Genomic DNA, 23,884 nt, shown 5'->3' with positions numbered 1-23,884 from the left:
CAGCTGTGCACCAGGAGGACTGAGCGCGCATGAACCGCATGGTTGCATTGGGCTTGCTATTACTGGCTGCCGGATGTAAGACCGATCAGGGGGAGCCCCCGGCTGCCAAGTACAAGATCGAGCTGGTCAAGGACGTCAAGGCCGGGGTCATCTGGAGCCTCAACTTTGGCCCCGACGGCAGGCTCTACTTCACCGACCGCGATCGCTCCCGCGTCGAACTCTCGGCCCTCGACCTAGCCTCCGGCAACATCACCACTTACGCCTCCTCGGCGGCGGTGCGCGACGAGGGAGAGGGGGGTGTGCTGGGCCTCGAGCTCGATGCCAACTTTGCCACCAACAAGAAGGTCTACATCTGCTACTCCTACTGGAAAGACGGCGATTCCAGCGTCGAAGCCAACGCCCGCAACCGCGTCTCGAGTTTCGTGATCTCGGGTTCCAGCCTCACCGGTGAGCTCAAGCTCTTCGACGACATGCTGGGTTGGTGGAACCACAACGGCTGCCGGGTGCTGCTCTCGCCCGATAAGCAATACCTCTTCATCACCATGGGCGACGCGGCAGCGGCTCCCTCCAACGTCCCCGGCGAGCCCGACGACAGCCAAAAGGCCCAGAGCAAGAAGCTATTGGCCGGGAAGATCTTCCGCATCAAGCTCGACGGCTCCATCCCCACCGATAACCCCTTCTACAACGACCCCGAGGTGTCGGGGCAGGCCAAGGCCATGTGGACGCTGAGCCACCGTAACCCGCAGGGGTTGGCCTTCGACCCCGCAACCGGCAAGCTGTGGTCCACCGAGCACGGTCCCGATAAAAAGGACGAACTCAACCTGATCAAGCCTGGGTACAACTACGGCTGGCCCGACTGCATGGGCACAGACCCCTGTCCAGCCCACCCGCCCTACCAACCTGCCGCCAAGGAGTACTACTCCGACCGTACCATCGCCATCTCCGACCTGACCTTCTACCGCGCCGACGCCTTCCCCGCCTGGAAGGGCAGCCTCTTCTTCGTCACCCTCAAGACCGGGCGCATGTATCGCCTCGAGCTCAGCGGCGAAAGCATCGCCGAGGAGGAACTGATCGTCGGCAATCTAAACGACCAGGCCGGCTCTTATGGCCGCCTACGTGATGTGACGGTAGGCCCCGACGGCTTCATCTACTCCTCCACCGATGAAAGCAAGATTTACCGCATCGTGCCGGATGCTCAGTAGGCGCTTATGGCTAAACGCAAGGCGCAGGACGCCGATACGCTGTGGCCCTCGACAGACCACGGACAAGGGATATTGTCAGGGAGGGGTGTGCTCTAGGGTTTAGGCTTCAAACCTGAAGGGGCCCCTTACCGGAGCCCCTTCTGCGTCCTCGGTGTTCGTTACTGGTCGGTTGCTAGGGGGGCCGTGGCCTGCTTCTGGCGCGACTCGTGGGGCGGGAACTGCTTGAGGATGACCGCCAGGGCAGCGATGATCTGACCCACGAACATCACGATCCCGGCCACCAGCCGCACCGTGTCGGTCCCGCTCTTTAGGGTGAGCAGCAGCCCGACCACCCCCACGAACCACAGGAGCGTGCCCGTGGCAAACACCGAGTAGACGGTTCGCACGTGTTTATCGGTATGGGTATTTCTGCGCATGAACCACCTCCTCTAAGGCTCGAGGGTAGCAGGCGGCGCAGACGCCCTCGGTTCAAAACCTCATCCCGAACGTTACTGACTCGAGGGGCAGGGGGTGGGCTGGGGGTAACGCGGGGTCACAGCGAGGGCTAAACCAAGCGAAGGGCACCTAACAAGTCTTCGGCGAGACGTAACGTTTTATCTACGCTGGCTCCTCTTGACAAAACTTTACTTCAGGCTCTAGCTTTTTGAATAGAGCCATATTTCAGGAGAAGCCACCATGTCCAACGGCTGTCGCGTGGGTGTGGCAGGGGAGGCTGGCTGGCATCGGCCCTGGGGTCTGCTTCGGAGGTGAAGTATGCGTAAGTGGCTGGCTTTGGCATTTTTGGTGGTTGGAGCTATGGCTACCCTGGGCTCTGCCCTGGCTCAGGGCAAGGTCCGGCTGACTATCGAGAGCTGGCGCAACGACGACCTGAAGATCTGGCAGGAGACCATTCTGCCCGCCTTCATGAAGAAGTACCCTAACATCGAGGTGGTCTTCGCGCCCACCGCGCCCACCGAGTACAACGCGGTGCTCGACACCAAGCTCAAGGCCGGGACCGCCGGCGACCTCATCACCTGCCGCCCCTTCGACAAGAGCCTCGAGCTCTTCAACGCCAAGCAACTCGACAGCCTCAACGACCTTCCGGGCATGAGTAACTTCTCCGAGGTGGCCAAAGCCGCCTGGAGCACCGACGATGGCAAGACTACCTTCTGTGTACCCATGGCCTCGGTGATCCACGGCTTCCTCTACAACCGGGCCATCTTCCGTGAGCTGGGTTTGCAGGTGCCCACCACCGAGGCCCAGTTCCTGCAGGTGCTCCAGCGCATCCAGCAAAACGGGAAGTACAGCCCACTGGTTATGGGCACCAAGGACCAATGGGAGTCGGCCACCATGGGCTACCAGAACATCGGCCCCACCCTCTGGCGCGGTGAGACCGGGCGCAAGGGCCTGATCAACGGAACCCAACAGTACAACAAAGGTGGCTTTTTGCAGGCCTTCGAAGCCCTCGCCAGGTGGCGACCCTTCCTGCCCAGAGGCTATCAGGCCCTGGCCTACCCCGACGCGCAAAACCTCTTCGCCCAGGGCCGTGGGGCGATCTACCCCGCCGGTTCGTGGGACATCGGCGTCTTCCGCCAGATGAACCCCCGGCTCGAGCTCGGAGCCTTCAAGCCCTACACCTTCCCCAACCTAGGGGCTAACCAGTGCGTCATCAACGATCACCCCGACATCGCCATTGGCCTGAACTCGGCCAGCAAGAACAAGGAAGCCGCCCGCACCTTCCTCTCCTGGGTGGCCTCCGACGAGTTTGCTCAACTCTACGCCAACGCCCTGCCCGGCTTCTTTCCCCTGGCCAACGTCAGCTACACCGTTTCCGACCCCGTAGCGCAGGAATTCTTGAACTGGCGTAAGCAGTGCCAAGCCTCCTTCCGCACGGCCTATCAGATCCTCTCCCGCAACCCCAACCCCAACAACGAGAACGATCTGTGGAACGCCTCGGCGCAGGTTTTGAACGGCACCATGACCCCCAAACAGGCTGCCGACTACGTTCAGTCGCGGCTGGCCTCTTGGTACGGGCCGCAAAAGGGCAAGTAGCCCGGTAGCTCAGGCGGGGGCGCGGGCTTTTGCTTTTGTGCCCCCGCCAGCTCAGAGGGCCCCGTCACCATGAAGCGCAGATCCTTCCCCTGGCACATCGTGGTTTTTCTCGCCCCGGCGGTCTTCGTCTACACGCTGTTCATGGTCTATCCGTTGGTCGGATCGCTGGCCCTTTCGCTGCAAAACAAGACCCAAAGCGGTGCGGAGGTCTTTGTCGGGCTGCAGAACTACCTGACCTTGTTTACCAGCAAAAACTGGGCCCAGCCCTTCTGGAACGCCTTCTGGAACAACGTGGAGTTCTTCGCCTACCACATGCTCATCCAGAACCCCGTGGGCCTGTTCCTGGCGGTGCTGCTGGCCTCGAGGATTCACGGGGCCTGGCTTTACCGCACCATCATCTTCACGCCCACCATCTTGTCGGTGGTGATCATCGGCTTCGCCTGGAAGCTCATCCTCAACCCGGCCTGGGGCATTTCGCAGGGCATTCTCGACCTCCTCGGGTTGGGGCACCTCAACCAGCCCTGGCTGGGGCTCGAGTCCACCGCTTTGCCCACCCTTTCCCTGATCTCCGTATGGCAAAACATCGGCATCCCCATGATGCTCTTCCTGGCGGCGCTCATCCGCATCCCCGACGAGCTCATCGAGGCGGCGCGGGTGGACGGGGCGGGTGCGTGGACGGTGTTCTGGCGCATCCAGTTCCCTCTGATCTTGCCCACGGCGGGCATCGTGGCGGTGCTGACTTTCGTGGGCAACTTCAACGCCTTCGACCTGATCTACGCCACCCAGGGTGCCTTGGCCGGACCCAACTTCGCCAGCGACATCCTGGGAACCTTCTTCTTCCGCACTTTCTTCGGCTACCAGCTTCAGCCTGGCGACCCCTACATGGGGGCTACGGTGGCCGGGGTGATGCTCCTGATCATCCTCAGTGGCGTGCTGCTTTACCTCTTTGCTTGGCAGCGCCGATTGCAGAACATCCAGTTTTAGGAGAAGCGCCATGAGCCAAACGCATGGGAGGCTTGCATGAGCCGCACCAACTGGCCGGGAGTGCTGGGCGTGCACCTCGCCCTGATCGCCTACTCGCTGCTGGCGCTGTTCCCGGTGCTGTTGGTTGTCCTCAACGCCTTCAAGGACCGGCTGACGATCTTCAGCGCGCCCTACGCCCTGCCCAACGCTCAGACCTTTACCCTCGAGGGCTTCCGCACCCTGCAATCCACCGCCAACTTCCCCGCCTACTTCCTCAACAGCTTCATCGTCACGGTGGGGGCATTGGCGCTGATGATCCTGCTGAGCTCGATGGCCGCCTTTGCCCTGGCGGAGTACAGCTTTCGCTTCAACAACCTCATCGGCTTGTACCTGTCCATCGGGATTATGGTGCCCATCCGCCTGGGCACCGTGGGTATACTGCAACTGGCCAAGGACCTCGAGCTGGTCAATACCCTGTGGATTCTGATCCTGGTCTATACCGCCCAGGGCATCCCGCTGGCGGTGTTCGTGCTCTCGTCGTTCATGCGCCAGCTGCCCAGGGACCTCAAAGACGCCGCCCGCATCGACGGGGCCAGCGAATACCGCATCTATTGGCTCACCCTGCCCCTGATTCGCCCGGCCATCGGCTCGGTGCTGGCCATCTCAATGATTCCCATCTGGAACGACCTTTGGTTCCCGCTTATCCTCGCTCCCGGCGAGGCCACCAAGACCGTGGTGCTGGGGGCCAGCGTGTTTTTGGGCCAGTTCGTCAACGACTACAACGCGGTGCTGGCGGCTTTGACCCTGGCCATTGTGCCGGCGGTGCTGCTGTACTTCATCTTCTCGCAGCAGCTGATCCGGGGGATCACCTCGGGGGCGGTGAAGTGAGGTTGAATGCAAGACGCAAGGCTAGAGCACACAAGACACTGAACATCGGGGGAGGGAGCTTTGATGCGCGTAGGAATCGTGGGAAGCGGGGTGATGGCCGAGGTTCACGCGGCGGGCTGGCGCAGCACGGGGGCCGAGCTGGTGGGCTGTACTTCGGCTCACCTCGAGCAAGCCCTCCGGCTGGCCGAGCAGTTCGGCTTCGAGGTTTATCCGAGCTACGGTGAGCTGCTAAAGGCCGTGGACATCGTGGACATCTGCGTGCCCACCCACCTGCACAAGGCCATGGTGCTGCAGGCGGCTGGGGCTGGGAAGCACGTGATCTGTGAGAAGCCCATTGCCCTGAGCGTGCAAGACGGCCAGGAGATGATCGAGGCCTGTGAGCGGGCCGGAGTGCGCTTTTTCGTGGCTATGGTGGTGCGCTTTTTCCCACAGTATCGCCTGGCGCGTGAGCTGGTGACCAGGGGCCAGATCGGGAAGCTGGGGGTGATGCGGCTCAAGCGGGTCTCGTATCCTCCCCACAAGCCGGATGACAACTGGTACTTCGATGAGTCGCGCTCGGGCGGGATGGTGGTGGACCTGATGATCCACGACTTCGACTATGCCCGCTGGCTGGGTGGCGAGGTCGAGCGGGTTTTTGCCCACCTCTCCCGCAGCGCCGACGGCGTGGGGCGATACGCTCAGGTCATCCTGCGCTTCAAGTCGGGACCAATGGCGCTCATCGAAGGAGGGTGGGCCTACCCCCCGGGGGTGTTCCGCACCGCGCTCGACCTCGCGGGCACGGACGGTCTGATCGAATGGAGTTCCGACGAGCACGGCCCCGTGCGGAGCTTCGTGCTGCACAGGCCGGGTGAGGCAGCCTCGGTGGGCTTACCGGTGGTGGGTCTGGCCGAAGACCCCTACGCCATCGAGCTCCAGCACGCCTACCGCTCGATCCAGGCCGGTGCGCCCTTCGAGGTGAGCCCACAAGACGCCCTCGAGGCCCTGCGCCTCGCCCTGGCCGCCAAGGAATCCATCGCCACCGGCAAGCCCGTTTCGCTGTGAGGACGACATGCGTATCGGCATCCTGAGTTTTGCCCACCTGCACGCCGAAGGCTATCAGGCCCACCTCAAAAACATGCCAGGGGTCGAACTGGTCGGTTTTTCCCACGAAAACGCGGAGGAAGCTCGGCATTTCGCCCACGAATACGGCCTGAAGTGGTTCCCCCGCCACCAAGACCTGCTGGCCGAAGGACTCGACGGGGTGATCGTGTGCTCGGAGAATGCGCGCCACCTCGAGCTCGTCGAGCTAGCTGCCCAGGCCGGGTGCCACGTTCTATGCGAGAAGCCCATCGAAACCAGCCTCGCCGATGCCCTGGCCATGCGTGCGGCGTGTGAAGCCAACGGGGTTGGCTTCATGACCGCCTTCCCCATGCGCTTCGCTCCCTCGGTGCAGGCTGTCCGCTCCGCCATTCAGGAGGGCCGGCTGGGTCGCATCTTGGGGGTCAACGGCATCAACCACAGCGAGATTCCCAGGGCCCACCGGGCCTGGTTTGCTGAGAGGGAACTGGCCGGGGGTGGCGCGGCGATGGACCACATCGTCCACCTGGCCGACCTGCTGCGCTGGTACTTCGACGCCGAGGTCACCGAGGTCTACGCCGAGCTGGACAACCTCTTCTACCCTGGCGAGGTGGATGTCGACACCGCCGGGCTCCTGCTGGTGTCGCTTTCCAACGGGGTTCGGGCCAGCATCGACTGTAGCTGGAGCCGCCCTACCTGGTATCCGCGCTGGGGCCATCTCAAGATGGAGGTGGTGGGGGAGGGGGGCACGATGGTGCTGGACGCCTTCGCCCAGCACCTCACGCTCTACGCGCGTCATGGGTCGCACCCGGTGAGCTGGGTGGGCTTCGGCCCTGACCCCAACCGGGCTATGCTGGGGGAGTTCATCGCCAGCATCCGCGAGCACCGACAACCCAGCGTGACCTGGAACGATGGCTTCCAGGCGCTGCGGGTGGCCCTGGCGGCTTACGAGTCCTCTGAAAGCTGCTCGGTGGTGGTGTTGTAACGGCTCCTGCAGCGCGGAAGCCACACTTGTCTCGAGCCGGGTGGTTGACACGGTATACCAAAGCCCCTTAGACTCACAGACGAGATGCCTGAGAGCCTCACCCTAACCCTGGTTGTAGTAGGCCTAGTAATTATCGGGCCTACGGGGGGTAGGGTGTAGCTATACGACCTACGAGCGCATCGCAAACCCCCGGATACCAACCGGGGGAAGTTTTTTTGAAGGGGAGTGGGTATGAACGGAGCGGCGGCAATCCTCAAAGCGCTGGAAAGACAAGGGGTGACTACCATCTTTGGGCATCCGGGAGGTACCATCATGCCCACCTACGATGCCCTCTACGATTCTCCCATCCGGCACATCCTGGTGCGGCACGAACAAGGCGGGGTCCACGCCGCCACCGCCTACGCCCGCGCCAGTGGCAAGGTGGGCGTGGTGATGGCGACCTCGGGGCCGGGGGCACTGAACTTAGTCACCGGGCTACAGGACGCCCTGATGGACTCCACTGCCGTGGTAGCCATCACGGGCAACGTGCCGCAGGCGCTCATCGGCACCGATGCCTTTCAGGAAGCCGACGTGTGTGGCATCACCCAGCCGGTTACCAAGCACAACTTTCAAATCCGTGACGTGGGCGACATTCCCCGGGTGATTGCCGAGGCCTTCTACATCGCCTCCACGGGTCGCCCTGGGCCGGTGCTCGTTGACGTTCCCAAAGACGTGCAACTCGCGCCCTTCAGCGGCAGCTTCGACGTCGAGATCAACCTTCCCGGTTACAGGCCCACCTTCAGGGGGCACCCCCGCCAGATCGAGCGGGCGCTCGAGGCGCTCGAGAGGGCCAAAAAACCCGTCCTGATGGTGGGCGGCGGGGCCCAGCACGCCTCGGCTGAGCTCATCGCCTTCGCCGAGAAGACGGGTATCCCGGTGATCCCCACCTTGATGGGGCTGGGGGCCTTCCCCGGTACCCACCGGCAGTTTCTGGGCATGCCCGGCATGCACGGTTCGGTGGCGGCCAACTGGGCCATCCACAACGCCGACACCATCTTGGCCATCGGCCTGCGCTTCGACGACCGGGTGACCGGCAAGGTTTCGCGCTTTGCCCCCAACGCCCACACCATCATCCACGTCGATATCGACCCCGCCGAGATCGGCAAGTTGGTGAGCACCGCCATCCCGGTGGTGGGCGATGCTAAATGGGTGGCCGCCGAGCTGGCCAAGGGAGCCAAGAAGCTCTCCATCGCCGAGTGGTGGCAGCAGGTGGACGAGTGGCGCACCAAGCACCCCTTTAGCTGGAACCCCAAACCCTACTTACAAAGCCAGGAGGTCATTCACGCTTTCTGGGAGGCCACCGGGGGCAAAGCGGTGGTGACGAGTGGGGTGGGGCAGCACCAGATGTTCACCGCGCAGTTCTTCAAGTTCGACCAGCCCCGCTCCTGGATCAACTCCGGCGGGCTGGGCACCATGGGGGTGGGCCTGCCCTTCGCCATCGGCGCGGCGCTGGCGAGGCCTGGCGAACTGGTCATCGACTTCGACGGCGACGGCTCCTTCCAGATGACCCTGCAGGAGCTGGCTACGGTGAAGAAGTACAACCTCCCCGTCAAAATCGTCATCCTCAACAACGGATTTTTGGGTATGGTGCGTCAGTGGCAAGACCTCTTTCACGCTAGGCGCTACAGCGAGGTCTACCTCGCCGACTCCAACCCTGACTTTGCCAAACTGGCTGAAGCCTACGGCATCAAGGGTCTGACCCTCAGCGACAGGGGCAAGCTGGCCGAGGCGGTGCAGGAGGTGTTGGAGCACGATGGCCCGGTGCTGCTCGACTGCCGCGTACACCACGAGGAAGGCGTGTTCCCCATGATTCCTTCGGGTGGGGCCGCCGAGGACATGATCATCGAGAACCCGCGCGAGGCGGTGGAAGCCGGTGATTGACCGGTAGACAGGAGAATTCATGCGACACGTGGTTTCGGTTTTGGTTCAGGATAAGCCCGGCGTCCTGCAACGCATCGCGGGTCTGATCGCCCGCCGGGGTTTCAACATCGAGTCGCTGGCGGTGGGCCGCACCCACCAGGAAGGGCTCTCGCGCATCTCGCTGGTGGTGACGGGCGACGACCGGGTGCTCGAGCAGGTCGAGAAGCAGCTCAACCGCCTGATCGAGGTCATCAAGGTCACCGACCACTCCGAGCCCCACGTCGAGCGGGAACTGGCGCTGGTCAAGGTGGCAGTGCCGGGTATGGAGGAGCGGCTGGAGATCAAGGACATCGCCGAGGCTTTCCGCGCCCGCATCGTGGACGTGGCGCGAAAGTCCATCATCTTCGAGCTCACCGGCGACTCGGTCAAGGTACACAACTTCATCGAAGCCATGCGGCCTTATGGGCTGATGGAGGTCATGCGTACCGGAGCGGTCGCGCTCTCGCGCGGCGAGCAGGTCTTGAAGGTACGCGAGAAGAAAGCGGCAGTTTAAGGCAGGCCTCACGGGCCTGCTTTTTGGGTCGAAGGACATAACGGTATACGAAAGGGGAGCAAGTACATGAAGATCTATTACGACTCCGACGCGGACATCGGCTTCATCAAGGACAAGACCGTGGCCATCCTGGGTTTCGGTTCGCAGGGTCACGCCCATGCGCTAAACCTGCGTGACTCCGGTATCAAGGTAGTCGTGGGCCTGCGCCCTGGTAGCCGCAACGAGGCCAAGGCCCGGGGGGCGGGGCTCGAGGTGCTCCCCGTAGCCGAAGCGGTGAAGAAGGCTGATGTGGTGATGGTGCTGCTCCCCGACGAGACTCAGGGCAAGGTCTACCGCGAGGAGATCGAGCCGAGCCTCAAGGAAGGTGCGGCGCTGGCCTTCGCCCACGGCTTCAACATCCACTTCGGCCAGATCAAGCCCCGGCCCGACCTCGACGTGTGGATGGTAGCCCCCAAGGGCCCTGGTCACCTCGTGCGCAGCGAATACGAGAAAGGCTCGGGCGTACCCAGCCTGGTCGCCGTCTATCAGGACGCTTCCGGCTCGGCCCTACCCACCGCGCTGGCCTACGCCAAGGCCAACGGCGGCACCCGCGCCGGGACCATCCAGACCACCTTCAAAGACGAGACCGAGACCGACCTCTTCGGCGAGCAGACCGTGCTGTGCGGTGGCCTGACCCAGCTCATCGCCGCAGGCTTCGAGACGCTGACCGAAGCCGGATACCCCCCCGAGATGGCCTACTTCGAGTGCCTGCACGAGGTCAAGCTCATCGTGGACCTGATCTACGAATCTGGCTTTGCAGGAATGCGCTACTCCATCTCCAACACCGCCGAGTACGGCGACTACACCCGCGGCCCCATGGTGATCAACCGCGAGGAGACCAAAGCCCGCATGCGCGAGGTGCTGCGGCAGATCCAACAGGGCGAGTTCGCGCGGGAGTGGATGCTGGAGAACCAGGCCGGCCAGCCCGTGCTCAGCGCCAACCGCAACTACTGGAAGAGCCACCCCATCGAGCTTGTCGGCCCCAAGCTCAGGGCCATGATGCCCTTCTTGAAGTCGCGCTTTAGCAAGGAAGAGGTAGCGGGGGATTAAACCGTCATGGGCGTACGCTTTGCGTCCTACGTCGTACGCCCAAGGCTTTTAGTAAGACCTATGGCGTAGGACATCGGGAGGTTTTCATGCGCCACATCCGGATTTTCGACACCACGCTTCGGGACGGGGAGCAATCCCCTGGCGTAGCCCTTTCCTTGCAGCAGAAGCTCGAGATCGCCCACGCCCTGGCCCGCCTTAACGTCGACATCATCGAAGCGGGTTTTCCGGTGAACGGGGCCAGCGAGTTCGAGTGCGTTTCTCGGATCGCCCAGGAGGTGCAGGGGCCGGTGATCTGCGCCCTGGCCCGCACCCACAAGCTCGACATCGAGCGGGCTGCCGCCGCGCTCGAGCCCGCCGAGAAACGTCGCATCCACGTTTTCACCAGCGCCAGCCGGGTGCACCTGGAGTACATGCTCAAGAAGACGCCCGAGCAGATCATAGAACTCACCGATGAGATGGTGCGCTACGCCCGTACTTTCACCGACGACGTGGAGTTCAGCGCCCAGGATGTCATGCGCGCCGACTTCGACTTCGTGCTGCGCCTCTACGATACCGCCATCGCCGCCGGGGCTACCACCATCAACATCCCCGACACCACCGGCTATGGCACGCCGCTGGAGTACGGCGCCCTCATCAAGCGTATCCACGACGAGGTGGTGCGCGGGCGCGACGTGCACATCTCCGCCCACTGCCACGACGACCTGGGCATGGCCACCGCCAACAGCTTGGCGGCGGTGGAGAACGGTGCGACCCAGATCGAGTGTACTATCAACGGCATCGGAGAGCGGGCCGGGAACACCGCCTTGGAGGAGGTGGTCATGGCCCTCTACGTGCGCCGCGACCACTACCAGGCCGAAACCCAGATCAACACCCGCGAAATCTACCGCATCAGCCGCATGATCGAGCGCTACACCGGCATGGTGGTGCAGCCCAACAAGGCCATCGTGGGCGACAACGCCTTCGCCCACGAGTCGGGCATCCACCAGGACGGGGTGATCAAGAACAAAGAGACCTACGAGATCATGAACGCCGAGTTGGTGGGCCGCGAGGCCGCCGTGCTGGTGCTGGGCAAGCATTCGGGCCGGGCCGCGGTCAAGAAGGCCCTGCACGACCTGGGCTACAAACTCGACGAGAGCCAGATGCAGACCGTCTTCCAGCGCTTCCGCGAGATCGTAGATCGCAAAGGTCCCATCTCCACCGAAGAGCTGCGGGCTTTGGTCGAGAGCGAGACCGCGCCCACCGCGCATTTATTTGCCATCGAGCAGCTTCAGTTCTTCTCCGGCTACGGCATGCTCCCCACCGCCACCGTGCGCCTGAAGACCCCCAAGGGTGAGGTGACCACCACGGCAATCGGGGACGGTCCGGTAGACGCGGTTTACAAGGCACTCGCCGAGGCCATCGAGATCCAGCCCGAACTCGAGCTCTACCGCGTGGAGGCGGTCACCGGCACCACCGAGGCGCTGGGCGAGGTCACGGTCAAGCTCAAGCTGGGCGAAGTGCTCGCCACCGGCCACGGCATCTCGCCCGACATCATCGAGGCTTCGGCCCGCGCTTACCTGGATGCGGCCAACAAGCTGGTGGCCGGGCAGGCGGCCAAGCACCCGCCGAGCCTGGACGAGGTGCAGGCCAAGGGCATCGTGCGCTGAAGCTTTCTTCCGGAAGCCGGAACGGTTGTCCAGATTGGCTACCGGCAGAAGCCAGGACTTGGCCGACCTAGAGAGCTTGGAGTAGATATGATCGAAATCCTCGATACCACCCTGCGCGACGGCACCCAGGGGCAGGCCGTGAGCCTCTCCAGCGACGACAAGGTGGCCATTGCCCGGCGGCTGGCGGCCTTCGGCGTGCCCCTCGTCGAGGGCGGCTGGCCGGGGTCGAACCCCAAGGACGCGGAGTTCTTCGCCCGCATGCGGGGCGTGGACCTGGGCCAGACCCGGCTGGTGGCCTTCGGCTCGACCCGGCGCAAGGGGCTCCGTCCACAAGACGACCCTTCGGTGCAGGCCATGCTGGAGGCCCACACCCCGGTGGTCACGGTGGTCGCCAAGTCCTGGGACTTCCACGTCACCGAGGCGCTCGAGGTGAGCCTGGAGGAGAACTTGCGCATGATCGAGGAGACTTACCGCTACCTGGTGAGCCAGGGCCGGCGGGTCATCCACGACGCCGAGCACTTCTTCGACGGCTTCAAGGCCAACCGGGGCTATGCGCTGGCGACGCTCGAGGCCGCCGTGCGTGGCGGGGCCGACACGCTGTGCCTGTGCGACACCAACGGCGGCAGCCTGCCCGAGGAGGTCGCCGAGATCACCCGCGCTGTCGTGGAGGCTTTCCCCAGCGTGCGCATTGGCATCCATCCCCACAACGACGGGGAACTGGCGGTTGCCAACGCGCTGGCTGCCGTGCGGGCCGGGGCGACCCACGTGCAGGGCACCATCAACGGCTACGGGGAGCGCTGCGGCAACCTCAACCTCACCAGCACCATCCCCAACCTCATCCTCAAGTACGGGCTCGAGCTTGAGGGCATCAGCCGGGGAAAGCTCACCGAGCTGCGCGAGGTCTCGCACTACGTCGACGAGCGGGCTAACCTCACCCCCAACCTGCGGGCCCCCTACGTGGGCGACGCGGCCTTCGCCCACAAAGGCGGCATCCACGTCTCGGCGGTGCTGAAGAACCCGCGCACCTATGAGCACGTGCCCCCCGAGGCGGTGGGCAACACAAGGCGGGTACTGGTTTCCGACCTCTCGGGCCGAAGCAACCTGCTCGCCAAGCTGGCCGAGGCTGGGGTGCAGCTGCCCAAGGAGACGGCGGGGGCACTCTTGGAGGAGGTCAAGCAGCTCGAGCACGCCGGCTACTCCTTCGAGGGCGCCGAGGCGAGCTTCTACCTGCTGGCCCACCGGCTGCGTGGGGGCAAGCTCCCCTTCGAGCTGATGGGCTTCAGCGTCTTCATGCACGCCAACGACGACCGCCCCGACAGCCCCACCTGGGCCGAGGCCACGGTGCGGGTGAAGGTGGGGGAGAGCGTGCAGCACACGGCGGGGGAGAGCAAGTTCGGCCCGGTCTCGGCGCTCGACATCGCCTTCCGCAAAGCGGTGCAGGCCTTCTACCCCGAAATTGGCGAGATCGAGCTCTCCGACTACAAGATGCGCATCCTCAGCGGGCAGGAGAGCGGTACGGCGAGCGGGGTGCGGGTCATGATCGAGATGCACCGCGCCGGAGAGCGCTGGACCACCGTAGGTGCAAGCCGCAACAGCCTCGAGGCTTCCCTCAAGGCCCTCACCGATGGCTATGCCTATGCGCTGGTGAAAGCCCAGCCGGTGCCGCAGGACTGATGCCCCAAAACCCTTGGCTATCGGCTATGGGCTTTCTTCGCCGCCTGCACCAGCCGCACGAACTGGATCAGCCGGGGGAAGCGCCCCCAGCGCTTGCGGTCGCCGGCGATGCGCACCAGCCACTCCAGGCCCAGCCGTTGGAATAGCGGATGTACGCGCTTGACCTCGCCCGAGAGCACGTCCAGCATCCCACCGATGCCGATGGCTACCCTGGCTCCCAACCGGGCCTTGTTGCGGTAGATGAACAAATCCTGGCGCTCGCCCATGCCCACCAGCAGCAGGTCGGGTCGAGCCTGGGCGATCCGCTCGACTATCGGGGCTTCGTCCTTGAAGTAGCCGTCTTGCACCCCGACGACCTGGATTCCCCAGCGGGCTCGAGCCTTCTCGGCAGCTTTCTGGGCCACGCCGGGCCTGGCTCCCAGGAAGAAGACCCGCAGCTTGGGGCCGAAGCGCTCGAGCAGAGCCGGGACCAGGTCGGCTCCGCTGACGCGCTCTGGCAACTGCTGCTTGCTCAGCTGGCGCACTGCCCACACGATGCCCACGCCGTCTGCCGTCACCAGCTCGCTCTCCCGTGCGGCTTGCACGAGCTCGGGGTCGCCCTGAGCCCGCACCACGTACTCCGGGTTGAGGGTGATGACCTGATGGGTTCCAGGCGACTCCAGCATCTCCCCGATGCGCGCGACGGCCTGCTCGAGGCTGACGAGGTCTACCGGGAGGCCGAGCACTTCTACCCTTTGCATCATTCCCCCCGGCGGCCAAAGCGGTAGACCGGGCGGTCTTTGCTCAGGCCGTGTTCTTTTGCCCCCAGCACCCGCACCTCCTTGAGCTCGGGGATTACGTCTTCAACGCCGATCAAGCTGGCCAGGGCCAAATCCTCGCTGCGGCCCATGCGGTAGCGGCGCTGCCCGGCGGCGCTGGCGAAAAGCCCCTCCTGGGGGTCGGGAAAGGCTCTGAGCAGGCTCGAGGCCAACAGCGCGCCCTCGAGGTGCTCCGCTTTGGTGAGCTGCTGGATGCGCCTGGCCAGAAACCCCGCCGCCAGGATGTTCCCCAGGCTGGGTTCCCCACTCGCGTCGGAGGCGCACACCAGCGCTACTTCCTCGCGGGCTTGGAGGCTGGCTTCCACCACTGCTTTGGCATTGCGGAAGTAGCCCAACATTACCCGTGTGTCGCTGGGGGCCAGGGCCTTGCAGAGGGTATAGGCGAAGACGATGGCCCGCTTGCCGCTGAAGTCGATCTTGAGCAGGTCCCGCAGGGAAAGGCTGTGGTGGAAGCCCTCGGGTGGGATGCCCTCTTCTTCGCCCAGCAGGACGTCGCCAGGCTGTGCCAGTGACCGGGCCGATCGGACGCTCGGTGCGACCCAGACTTCGCGGGCCCCCTGGCTGAGCAAGGCTCCGATCGCGCTGCCGTGGAAAACCGCGACTGCGATGATCTGGTCGGTATAACTGTCCTTGTTTCGTTGAAGGTCGACCCGCAAACGCATCACGGCATATTATCAGGGATCGGCGGATGAGCTCAGCCCCGCAGCAGCAACACTGGGCCTTCCTCGAGCGGGGGCAGCTCCTTGAGGCTCTCCAGGCCAAAGAGCTCCAAAAAGCGCTCGGTGGTGCCGTAGAGCTTTGGTCGGCCTATGGCCTCCTTTTCGCCTACTACGCGGATCAGTTCGCGCTCGAGCAACCCCTCGAGCACCCCGTCCACGCTGCGCCCACGCACGGCCTCGAGTTCGGCGCGGGTGATGGGCTGCTGGTAGGCCACGATGGCCAGCACCTCCAGCGCGGCCCGCGAAAGCCGGGGCGGATTGGGCCGCAGGACCCGCTCGACCGCATCCAGGTGCGCTGGGTGGACCACCAGTCGCCACCCCCCGGCCACCCGCTCGATTTGCACGCCGATGGGATGCTGGAGGAGCCAGTGCTCCAGGCCCGCCAGCTCCCGCACAACGGCCTCCTCCGGCGCGAGGGCCGAGAGCTCGGCCAGGCTCACCGGACGCCCTGCGGCGAAGAGTACCGCCAGTAACTGTGCCTGCGCTGCGTTCATGATGTCTTGAGCCAGGGTGGAAAACGGACAACTCCGCCCCTCAACCCTGGCTATACTACCAGTATGCCTAGCTTCAACTACAAAGCTCGTGATCGTGAGGGGCGCCTGATCGCTGCGGTGATCGAAGCCGAGGACATTCGCACGGCTGCCCGCTCCCTTCGTGACAAGGGCTTTTTCGTCGCCGAGATCAAGGAGCAGGGCCGGGGTTTACAGGCGGAAATCAAGCTCCCCGGCCTCGAGCGCGGCCCCGGCCTCAAGGACCTCGCGGTCTTCAGCCGCCAGCTCGCCACCATGCTCTCGGCGGGGCTGCCCATCGTGCAGTCGCTGGCCATCCTCGAGAAGCAGACCGAGAACAAGAAGTTCCGCGAGATCATCAAGGAGATCCGCACCGAGGTGGAGGGTGGAACCACCTTCAGCGACGCGCTTTCCAAGCACAGGCTCTTCTCGCGCCTGTACATCAACCTGGTCAAGGCTGGGGAGACCTCGGGCACCCTCGACGCCATCCTCGACCGGCTGGCGACCTTCCTGGAGAAGGACCTCGAGCTGCGCGGCAAGATCCGCTCGGCCCTGACCTATCCCGCTATCGTCTTCGTCTTCGCTGTCGGCGTGACCTACTTCCTGCTGACCGGGGTGGTTCCCCAGTTTGCCGGGATTCTGACCGGGCTCGGTTCGGAGCTGCCCCTGCTGACGCGCCTCCTGATTGCCATCTCCGACGCATTGCGTGCGGGCACGTTGTTCATCGTTCTCCTGGCCATCGTGGGCTTCTTCGCTTACCGCTCTTACTACCGCACCGAGCAGGGACGCCGGGTGATCGACCGCATCAAGCTGCGGATGCCGGTCTTCGGCAACCTCAACAAGAAGAGCGCCCTCGCTCGCTTCTCGCGCACCTTCGGCCTGCTCATCACCAGCGGCGTCAACATCGTCGAATCGCTCGACATCACCAAGGGCACGGCGGGCAACGCCATCATCGAGGACATCCTCGAGGAGACCAAGACCACCATCCAGGCCGGTGAGCCCGTCTACGCCACCATCCAGGCTTACCCCCAGGTCTTCCCGCCCATGGTGGGCTCGATGATCGCCATCGGCGAGGAGACCGGCGCGCTCGACGTGATGCTGCAGAAAATCGGCGACTTCTACGAGCGCGAGGTGGACGAGGCCGTGAGCAGCCTCACTGCGGCCATCGAGCCCATCATGATCGTGTTCTTGGGGGGCGTGGTGGGCCTGATCGTGGCGGGGATGTTCCTGCCGCTGTTCCAGATCATCAACACCCTTTCCAACCAGTAAGCCTGAGGGCGTTAAACTGGGTGGGTATGCCGCACGTGCAATCTGAAATCTTCATCCCCAAGCCGCCCACCCACGTCTACGCCTGCGCCAAGGACCTCGCGGGGCTCAAGCCCTACCTCAAGGACGTCCAGAGCTTGCAGGTGCTCGAGGACCACGGCAACCGCTCCAAAAGCGAGTGGGTGGCGGTGGCGATGGGCAAGAAGGTGCACTGGATCGAGGAGGAGGAGTGGTTCGACGCCGAGCTGCGCAACCGCTTCAGAAGCCCCGAGGGCGATTTCGACAAGTACGAGGGCAGCTGGGTCTTCGAGGAGGCCGACGGGGGTACGAGGGTCAGGCTCGAGCTCGAGTACGAGCTCAATATCCCCATCTTCGGCGGGCTGCTGCAAAAGCTCGTGCTCAAGCTGATGAAGGAAAACTGCGACGGGCTGCTGGCCGGGCTCAAGGAGCGGGCCATGGCCTGAGGCGGGGGTGGCTCGAGGTATACTCGACCCATGACCTTCGTCGTGCGATGTTGAGCTGAACCCGCCGCCGGGTGTCTGGTGCCGCCATGCCCAGGCCCGGCGTTTTCAATACCCACACCAGGCCAGCCTCGAGCCAAACTGAATCAGGAGACCCCGATGCCTCTGCAGATTTACAACACCCTCACCCGCCAGAAAGAGCCCTTCGTGCCCGGCACGCCCGGCTACGTGGGTATCTACTTCTGCGGCCCCACGGTCTACGGCGACCCCCACCTAGGCCACGCCCGCGGCCCCATCACCTACGACGTGCTCAGGCGATGGCTGGAGCATAGCGGCTACAAGGTGCGCTTCGTCTCCAACATCACCGATGTGGGCCACCTCGTAGACGACGCCGACGAGGGCGAGGACAAGGTGCAGAAGCGGGCTAAGCTCGAGCGGCTTGAGCCGATGGAGGTCGCCGAGAAGTACATGTGGGCCTACTTCGACGACATGAGGGACCTCAACGTGCGCCGCCCCGACATCGCTCCCCGCGCCGCCGGGCACATCCCCGAGCAGATCGACCTCGTCCAACGGCTGCTCGAGCGCGGCTACGCCTACGTGCGCGGCGGTTCGGTCTATTTCCGGGTGAGGGCCTGGCCCAGCTTCGGCAAGCTCGCCAACCGCCAGCTCGAGGAGCAGGAGGCTGGAGCACGGGTGGAGGTGCGCGAGGAGAAGGAGGACCCCCGCGACTTCGCGCTGTGGAAGAGCGCCGACCCCGAGCACATCATGCGTTGGAAGAGCCCTTGGGGCGAGGGTTACCCTGGCTGGCACATCGAGTGCAGCGCCATGAGCCTGAAGTACCTGGGCGAGGGTTTCGACATCCACTCCGGCGGCATCGACCTGCAATTCCCCCACCACGAAGCCGAGATCGCCCAGGCCGAGGCGGCTGGTTACCGCTTCGCCCGCTACTGGATGCACCACAACCACGTGTTGCTGGGCGGCGAGAAGATGGCCAAGAGCACCGGCAACTTCGTGGTGCTGCGCGACCTGCTCACCCGGCACGAGCCCATCACGGTGCGCTTCTACCTGCTGAGCAGCCACTACCGCAGCGTGATGGACTTCACCTGGGAGGGCCTCGAGGCCGCCAAGCAGGGCTACATGCGCCTGCTCAACGCCTACCGCGAGATCCGCCGCCAGGTTGCCGAAGCCCCGGCTGGGCGGCATGCCGGGCTCGAGCAGGCCATCGACGCGCTCGAGACCCGCTTCGCCGCCGCCCTCGACGACGACCTCAACACCGCCCAGGCCCTGGCCGCACTCTTCGAGTTCGTCACCGAGTTCAACCGCGCCATGCCGGACAAGCCAGGCCGGGACACGCTGGCGCGGGCCGAGGAGGTCTTCGGCAGGCTGGGTGAGGGGGTGCTGGGCCTGTTCCCCAAGCGGGTGCTCGAGGCCAGCCTGGGCGGCGAATTGCTCGACGGCCTCATCAAGCTGCTGCTCGAGATCCGCGAGGAAGCTCGCCGCGAGCGCAACTTCACCCTCTCCGACCAGATCCGCAACCGCCTCGCGGAGCTCGGCCTCGCCGTGGAGGACACCCGGGAAGGGCCGAAGTGGAAGGTAGGGGTGTAGGTAGCTGGGGGTCAGGACGTTCTGCGTTAGGCGTCCAGCACTCCAAAAGCGCTAGTATGTGTTGCGTGACCCCGCTTGCCTACTTCGAATCCCACCTTCCCAGCATCCTCGCCGACCTCGAGGCCATCGTCTGCCTCGAATCCCCCTCCCACGACCTTCTGGGGCTCGAGGCCGTAGCGGCCTGGATCAAGACGCGCTTTGGCCGCTTCGCTGAGCTCAGGCACGAGGACAGCAAAAACGGTCCCATCTTGAGCCTGAAATTCGGCCACAGTGGCCCCAAGGTCCTTGTGCTGTGCCACTACGACACCGTGCATCCGCGCGGGGTCTTCGGGTGGAAGGTCGAGGGCGAACGGGCCTATGGTCCTGGCGTCTACGACATGAAGGGCAACATCGTGCAGCTCTTGTGGGCGCTGCGCGCCAACGACGAGATGGGCCTGGGGCTGCCGCGGCTCGAGCTGCTCTTCACCCCCGACGAGGAGGTGGGCTCGCCGGCTTCGCGCGAGGCCATCGAGACGGCGGCCCGGCGCAATGAGCTGGTGCTGGTGCTCGAGGCCCCCATGGGCAACGGTGACCTCAAGGTCGCACGTAAAGGCACGGGCATGTACACCCTCACCGCCCAGGGCAAGCCCGCCCACCAGGGCGTCGAACCCGAGAAGGGCGTCAACGCGGTGGTCGAGCTGGCCCACCAGATTCTCAAGATCGTGGCCCTGCAGGACTGGGAAAAGGGCACTACCCTCGGCCCCAACAAGGTCCAAGGCGGCACCGCCGTCAACGTGGTGGCCGCCGAGGCCTCGGTGACGGTGGACTTCCGGGTGTGGACCATGGCCGAGTACGAGCGCCTCGAGGCGGCTTTCAGGGGCCTGCAGCCCGTCCTGCCCGGCGCGCGGCTGCGCCTGAGCGGCGGCCTCAACCGCCCGCCCATGGAGCCCAGCCCGGCCTCGCTGGAACTCTTCGAGCGGGCCAGGCGCGTCGGGGCTTCGCTGGGCCTCAGCCTGGGCGCGGGTCGCGTGGGGGGCGGCTCCGACGGCAACTTCACCGCTGCGCTGGGCGTGCCCACCCTCGACGGCCTGGGTCTTTTCGGCGCGGATGCCCACCAGCTCACCGAGCACGTCGTCATCCCCGAGATCCCCCGCCGCACCGCGCTGCTGTCAGGTCTGCTGGCCGACCTGGCGGCTTGCTGAGGAGCCCACATGCTCAGCCCGAGCGCCCAAAAGGTTCAGGATGTCCTTCGCGAGCGGGGCTTTGGCGAACTCGAGGTCGTCGAGATGCCCGTCTCCACCCGCACCGCCCAGGAAGCCGCCGACGCGGTGGGGTGCAGCGTGGGCCAGATCGTTAAGTCCCTCATCTTCCGCGGGGCGGAGTCGGGCAGGCCCTACCTGCTTTTGGTCAGCGGCTCCAAGCGCGTGGACGAGGTGAAGGTGGGGGAGAGGCTGGGGGAGCGGCTCGAGCGGGCCAAGCCCGACTGGGTGCGCGAAGTGAGCGGCTTCGCCATCGGCGGGGTGCCCCCGGTGGGTCACGCCACTCCCCTCGAGGCCCTCATCGACCCCGACCTGCTGCAATACGAGCAGGTGTGGGCCGCGGCGGGCACGCCTAACGCCCTCTTCGCACTCACCCCCCAGCAACTCGTGGCCCTGACCGGTGGCCGCGTGATGGCGGTAAATTAGGCTCATGTTCGGCTTTTTCAAACGGGACGAGCACGTCAAACCCGAGGGCGATCGGGTGCTGTGGGTGCGGGTGCGGCTGCTCAAAAGCGGCGAGATCGTCGAATTGCGCCTGACCAAAGGCGGTGAAATCTCCGTCGACGAGGGCGGGGGCTACTACGTGCGCAAGCACATCATCGGGCCGAAGAGCCTCGAGCGGGCTACGCTGGAGATCTGGTTTAACCGGGCCTACAAACCCACCCGCAAGGTGGTTGAAGGCGGTGAGTTGATACCTATTCGCGAGTGGAAGTGATACCAGATTCGGCATTGACGATCAAACCTCGATTGCCCGACCCCATTCCGCCAGGAAAGCACGGGTGTTTTGTTGGGTGAGCTTTTGCCGCAGGGCCTCGAGCTTGTCTGCTTCCCCGTGCACCAGCGCCACCCGCTGCTCGCCCTCGAGCCAGCGAAGCAGCTCGTCCTGCCCGGCATGGCCGGAGAAGCCGCCGAGGGTGTGGGTGTGGGCCCGCACGGGCACGTCCTCACCGAACATGCGTACCCTCTGGGCTCCTTCGATCAGCAGTCGCCCCAGCCCTCCCCTGGGCTGGTAGCCGGTGATCACCAGGGCGTTGTTTTCCCCCGGTAGACCGTGGCGCAGGTGATGCAGGATGCGTCCTCCAGCCAGCATCCCGCTTCCGGCGATGATGACCAGGGGGCCTTCGAGCTCATTGAGGGCCTTGGAGTCCTCCACGCTCTGGGTGTACTCCAACCTCCTGGGCCTGAAGGGATCGCGTCCTTGGCGGTAAAGCGCTCGCACCTCCTCACTGAGGTATTCGCGCACCGAGGGGTAGATGTCGCTGATCTTGGAGGCCATGGGCGAATCAACGAAGACCCGGACGCTGGGGATTTGGCGCTTCTCCTCGAGGTCGCGCAGGTAGAACAGGATTTCCTGGGTGCGCTCGAGGGCGAAGCTGGGGATGAAGACCTTGCCCCCCTTGTCCAGGGTCTCCGAGAGGATGTGGGCGAACTCGGCGATGGTTTCGGGGAAGGGGCGGTGCGAGCGGTCGCCGTAGGTGCCCTCGCACAGCGTCAAGTCGGCGGGGGTGGCATCCTCGAGGTCGGGCAGCACCTCCTTGGCGCTGTGACCCAAGTCGCCGCTGAAGACCAGCCGTTTTCCCCCCGCCCTCACCTCGACGAAGGCGCTGCCCGGCAGGTGGCCTGCGTCGCCGAGCCGTACCCGGAGGGGTCCGAACTCGAGGCTTTGCCCCAGCGGGATGACCTCGAGCCGGGTATATAGCTCCCGCAGGTCGGTTTCATCCCAGTCCAGAGGTGGGGGCTGCTTGCCCTTGCGCAGCAGGCGGTCACGCTCCTCGCTCATGAGGTGCAGGGAGTCCTCGAGGATCACCGGCAGGAAGAGCTGTGTGGGTTTGGTGGCGTAAACCCTGCCTTTGTAGCCCCGCCGAATCAACAGCGGCAGGCGGCCTATGTGATCGTGATGTGCGTGTGAGATCACCACTGCATCAATCGTCGCTGGCTCGAAGCCAAAAGGCTCGTTGTTGCGGTCGTCCTCGGAACCTTGATAGGCTCCGCAATCCAGCAGCAAGCGGTAATTTTGGTACTCAACTAGATGGCAGCTTCCGGTGACGGTCCTGGCGGCTCCGTAGGGCGTGAGGCGCATGGGGCTAATCTACCACCGCTCAGCAATCTACCAGCCGGTATGCCATTAAGCGCCTTCAACCCCCACACTCTTGTGCCCAAAATGGACTTGTCGTGCGGGGAACTGCCTCTAGCAGCGCATTCTCTTGCCTTGACAGCGCCCTATCCCTGGTGTAACCTATTCGCTCGGACAAGGTTCAAGCCCTTAGTCCACGCCAACCATCGGGAATACCAAACGAGGCGGGCCACCCTAGCTCAATTGGTAGAGCACCCGACTTGTAATCGGAAGGTTGTCGGTTCGATTCCGATGGGTGGCTCCAAAATTCAGAAGTGGGGGCAGGTGCCCGAGCGGCCAAAGGGGACGGTCTGTAAAACCGTTGGCGCAAGCCTTCGATGGTTCGAATCCATCCCTGCCCACCATACACCTCATGCTCATGGCCTATAGCCGATGGCGCTGTCTGGCTATAAGCTGTAAGCTAGAGGTAGCGCGAGAGCGCCATGCGCGGGAATAGCTCAGTTGGTAGAGCATCTGCTTCCCAAGCAGAGGGTCGTGGGTTCGAGTCCCATTTCCCGCTCCACTTTATCTCCGTGCCGCTGATGAGCGGCACAGTCGGAGGTAAGCAAGCGCTGGAGTGCTCGGGTAGCTCAGCTGGTAGAGCACACCCTTGGTAAGGGTGAGGTCGTCGGTTCAAGCCCGATCCCGAGCTCCATAGCAGTACAGGCGCCGCCCGGTCACCGCTACGGGCGGCGTGCAAATGAAAAGGTGTGGCGCTGGCCTCACCGGCAGCGGAAGCCAAAGGAGGCAACCATGGCGAAAGGTGTATTCGAGAGGACGAAACCGCACGTAAACGTGGGGACGATCGGGCACGTAGACCACGGGAAGACGACGCTGACGGCGGCGATCACGTTTGTAGCGGCGGCGGCGAACCCGAGCATCGAGGTGCAGGACTACGACCAGATCGACAAGGCGCCGGAGGAGAAGGCGCGTGGGATCACGATCAACACGGCGCACGTGGAGTACGAGACGGCCCAGCGGCACTACAGCCACGTNGANTGCCCGGGGCACGCGGACTACGTGAAGAACATGATCACGGGAGCGGCACAGATGGACGGGGCGATCTTGGTGGTGTCTGGGACCGATGGACCGATGCCGCAGACGCGCGAACACATCCTGCTGGCTCGGCAGGTAGGGGTGCCGTACATCGTGGTGTTTTTGAACAAAGT

23 protein-coding genes and 4 tRNA genes are annotated in these 23,884 nt (G+C 64.3%); 22 read left to right on the top strand and 5 right to left on the bottom strand.

Features of this window, described 5'->3' with window-relative positions; all coding sequences use genetic code 11:
- Nucleotides 1-29: 29 nt before the first annotated feature.
- Nucleotides 30-1,202, top strand: a complete 1,173-nt coding sequence (locus B047_RS16770; protein ID WP_018467188.1) for a PQQ-dependent sugar dehydrogenase — start codon at nt 30-32, stop codon at nt 1,200-1,202.
- A 158-nt stretch (nt 1,203-1,360) separates the two neighbouring features.
- On the opposite strand, the gene B047_RS0111870 is transcribed toward B047_RS16770, so the two are convergent.
- The gene (locus tag B047_RS0111870; RefSeq protein ID WP_157205909.1) at nt 1,361-1,618 is read right to left on the bottom strand and encodes a hypothetical protein; all 258 of its coding nucleotides are present in this window, start codon (nt 1,616-1,618) and stop codon (nt 1,361-1,363) included.
- Between the two features lie 337 nt (nt 1,619-1,955).
- On the opposite strand from B047_RS0111870, the gene B047_RS0111865 reads away from it, so the two are divergent.
- The 10 genes from B047_RS0111865 to cimA all read left to right on the top strand — a co-directional run bounded on the left by B047_RS0111865 (nt 1,956) and on the right by cimA (nt 13,986).
- Nucleotides 1,956-3,233: an ABC transporter substrate-binding protein gene (locus B047_RS0111865; RefSeq protein WP_018467186.1), complete on the top strand. Its 1,278-nt coding sequence runs from the start codon at nt 1,956-1,958 to the stop codon at nt 3,231-3,233.
- A 69-nt stretch (nt 3,234-3,302) separates the two neighbouring features.
- Nucleotides 3,303-4,217, top strand: a complete 915-nt coding sequence (locus B047_RS0111860; RefSeq protein ID WP_018467185.1) for a carbohydrate ABC transporter permease — start codon at nt 3,303-3,305, stop codon at nt 4,215-4,217.
- Nucleotides 4,218-4,253: 36 nt separating this feature from the next.
- A complete protein-coding gene (locus B047_RS0111855; protein ID WP_018467184.1) occupies nt 4,254-5,084 on the top strand; it encodes a carbohydrate ABC transporter permease in 831 nt (276 codons plus the stop codon).
- A gap of 63 nt (nt 5,085-5,147) precedes the next feature.
- Nucleotides 5,148-6,125, top strand: a complete 978-nt coding sequence (locus tag B047_RS0111850; RefSeq protein WP_018467183.1) for a Gfo/Idh/MocA family protein — start codon at nt 5,148-5,150, stop codon at nt 6,123-6,125.
- Between the two features lie 7 nt (nt 6,126-6,132).
- The gene (locus tag B047_RS0111845) at nt 6,133-7,125 is read left to right on the top strand and encodes a Gfo/Idh/MocA family protein (RefSeq protein ID WP_018467182.1); all 993 of its coding nucleotides are present in this window, start codon (nt 6,133-6,135) and stop codon (nt 7,123-7,125) included.
- A 231-nt stretch (nt 7,126-7,356) separates the two neighbouring features.
- Nucleotides 7,357-9,045 (top strand): biosynthetic-type acetolactate synthase large subunit, encoded by a 1,689-nt coding sequence (gene ilvB, locus B047_RS0111840; protein ID WP_026234848.1) that lies wholly within the window; start codon nt 7,357-7,359, stop codon nt 9,043-9,045.
- A gap of 19 nt (nt 9,046-9,064) precedes the next feature.
- The gene (gene ilvN / locus B047_RS0111835; RefSeq protein WP_018467180.1) at nt 9,065-9,577 is read left to right on the top strand and encodes an acetolactate synthase small subunit; all 513 of its coding nucleotides are present in this window, start codon (nt 9,065-9,067) and stop codon (nt 9,575-9,577) included.
- Nucleotides 9,578-9,643: 66 nt separating this feature from the next.
- The gene (ilvC, locus tag B047_RS0111830) at nt 9,644-10,666 is read left to right on the top strand and encodes a ketol-acid reductoisomerase (protein WP_018467179.1); all 1,023 of its coding nucleotides are present in this window, start codon (nt 9,644-9,646) and stop codon (nt 10,664-10,666) included.
- 86 nt (nt 10,667-10,752) lie between these two features.
- Nucleotides 10,753-12,312 carry a 2-isopropylmalate synthase gene (locus B047_RS0111825; RefSeq protein WP_018467178.1) on the top strand — a complete coding sequence of 520 codons (1,560 nt, stop codon included), beginning with the start codon at nt 10,753-10,755 and terminating at the stop codon, nt 12,310-12,312.
- 87 nt (nt 12,313-12,399) lie between these two features.
- Nucleotides 12,400-13,986: a citramalate synthase gene (cimA, locus tag B047_RS0111820; protein ID WP_018467177.1), complete on the top strand. Its 1,587-nt coding sequence runs from the start codon at nt 12,400-12,402 to the stop codon at nt 13,984-13,986.
- Between the two features lie 17 nt (nt 13,987-14,003).
- Here cimA and B047_RS0111815 read toward each other — a convergent pair whose 3' ends face one another.
- From B047_RS0111815 to scpB, 3 genes are read right to left on the bottom strand one after another with little or no spacing between them, the layout of a single operon-like run.
- Nucleotides 14,004-14,726, bottom strand: a complete 723-nt coding sequence (locus B047_RS0111815; protein WP_026234847.1) for a WecB/TagA/CpsF family glycosyltransferase — start codon at nt 14,724-14,726, stop codon at nt 14,004-14,006.
- Complete coding sequence (locus tag B047_RS0111810; RefSeq protein WP_018467175.1) at nt 14,726-15,466, bottom strand: 2-phosphosulfolactate phosphatase; 741 nt, start codon at nt 15,464-15,466, stop codon at nt 14,726-14,728. The genes B047_RS0111815 and B047_RS0111810 overlap by 1 nt, the downstream gene beginning before the upstream one ends.
- 32 nt (nt 15,467-15,498) lie before the next feature.
- A complete protein-coding gene (scpB, locus tag B047_RS0111805) occupies nt 15,499-16,017 on the bottom strand; it encodes an SMC-Scp complex subunit ScpB (RefSeq protein WP_018467174.1) in 519 nt (172 codons plus the stop codon).
- 63 nt (nt 16,018-16,080) lie between these two features.
- Here scpB and pilC point away from each other — a divergent pair, with 63 nt between their 5' ends.
- The 6 genes from pilC to B047_RS0111775 all read left to right on the top strand — a co-directional run bounded on the left by pilC (nt 16,081) and on the right by B047_RS0111775 (nt 21,317).
- Nucleotides 16,081-17,301 carry a type IV pilus assembly protein PilC gene (gene pilC / locus B047_RS0111800; protein WP_018467173.1) on the top strand — a complete coding sequence of 407 codons (1,221 nt, stop codon included), beginning with the start codon at nt 16,081-16,083 and terminating at the stop codon, nt 17,299-17,301.
- Between the two features lie 26 nt (nt 17,302-17,327).
- Nucleotides 17,328-17,762, top strand: a complete 435-nt coding sequence (locus B047_RS0111795; protein ID WP_018467172.1) for a type II toxin-antitoxin system RatA family toxin — start codon at nt 17,328-17,330, stop codon at nt 17,760-17,762.
- Between the two features lie 156 nt (nt 17,763-17,918).
- Nucleotides 17,919-19,364: a cysteine--tRNA ligase gene (gene cysS / locus B047_RS0111790; protein ID WP_018467171.1), complete on the top strand. Its 1,446-nt coding sequence runs from the start codon at nt 17,919-17,921 to the stop codon at nt 19,362-19,364.
- Between the two features lie 65 nt (nt 19,365-19,429).
- Nucleotides 19,430-20,545: a M20 family metallopeptidase gene (locus B047_RS0111785; RefSeq protein WP_018467170.1), complete on the top strand. Its 1,116-nt coding sequence runs from the start codon at nt 19,430-19,432 to the stop codon at nt 20,543-20,545.
- Between the two features lie 9 nt (nt 20,546-20,554).
- Nucleotides 20,555-21,028 carry a YbaK/EbsC family protein gene (locus B047_RS0111780; protein ID WP_018467169.1) on the top strand — a complete coding sequence of 158 codons (474 nt, stop codon included), beginning with the start codon at nt 20,555-20,557 and terminating at the stop codon, nt 21,026-21,028.
- A 4-nt stretch (nt 21,029-21,032) separates the two neighbouring features.
- A complete protein-coding gene (locus B047_RS0111775; RefSeq protein ID WP_018467168.1) occupies nt 21,033-21,317 on the top strand; it encodes a hypothetical protein in 285 nt (94 codons plus the stop codon).
- 21 nt (nt 21,318-21,338) lie between these two features.
- Here B047_RS0111775 and B047_RS0111770 read toward each other — a convergent pair whose 3' ends face one another.
- Complete coding sequence (locus B047_RS0111770) at nt 21,339-22,682, bottom strand: MBL fold metallo-hydrolase (RefSeq protein ID WP_018467167.1); 1,344 nt, start codon at nt 22,680-22,682, stop codon at nt 21,339-21,341.
- Between the two features lie 222 nt (nt 22,683-22,904).
- On the opposite strand from B047_RS0111770, the gene B047_RS0111765 reads away from it, so the two are divergent.
- From B047_RS0111765 to B047_RS0111745, 5 genes are all read left to right on the top strand, one after another.
- A tRNA-Thr gene (locus B047_RS0111765) sits at nt 22,905-22,980 on the top strand.
- A 14-nt stretch (nt 22,981-22,994) separates the two neighbouring features.
- Nucleotides 22,995-23,080, top strand: a tRNA-Tyr gene (locus tag B047_RS0111760).
- 82 nt (nt 23,081-23,162) lie between these two features.
- Nucleotides 23,163-23,238: transfer RNA gene (locus tag B047_RS0111755), tRNA-Gly, on the top strand.
- A gap of 56 nt (nt 23,239-23,294) precedes the next feature.
- Nucleotides 23,295-23,370: transfer RNA gene (locus B047_RS0111750), tRNA-Thr, on the top strand.
- 98 nt (nt 23,371-23,468) lie between these two features.
- A partial coding sequence (locus B047_RS0111745) for a GTP-binding protein (protein WP_018467166.1) occupies nt 23,469-23,884 on the top strand: 416 nt, incomplete at its 3' end.

This window comes from Calidithermus timidus DSM 17022 (assembly GCF_000373205.1).
GTDB lineage: Bacteria > Deinococcota > Deinococci > Deinococcales > Thermaceae > Calidithermus > Calidithermus timidus.
Note: the sequence above shows the minus strand (reverse complement) of the source record. Positions and strands in the feature narration are given on the sequence as shown.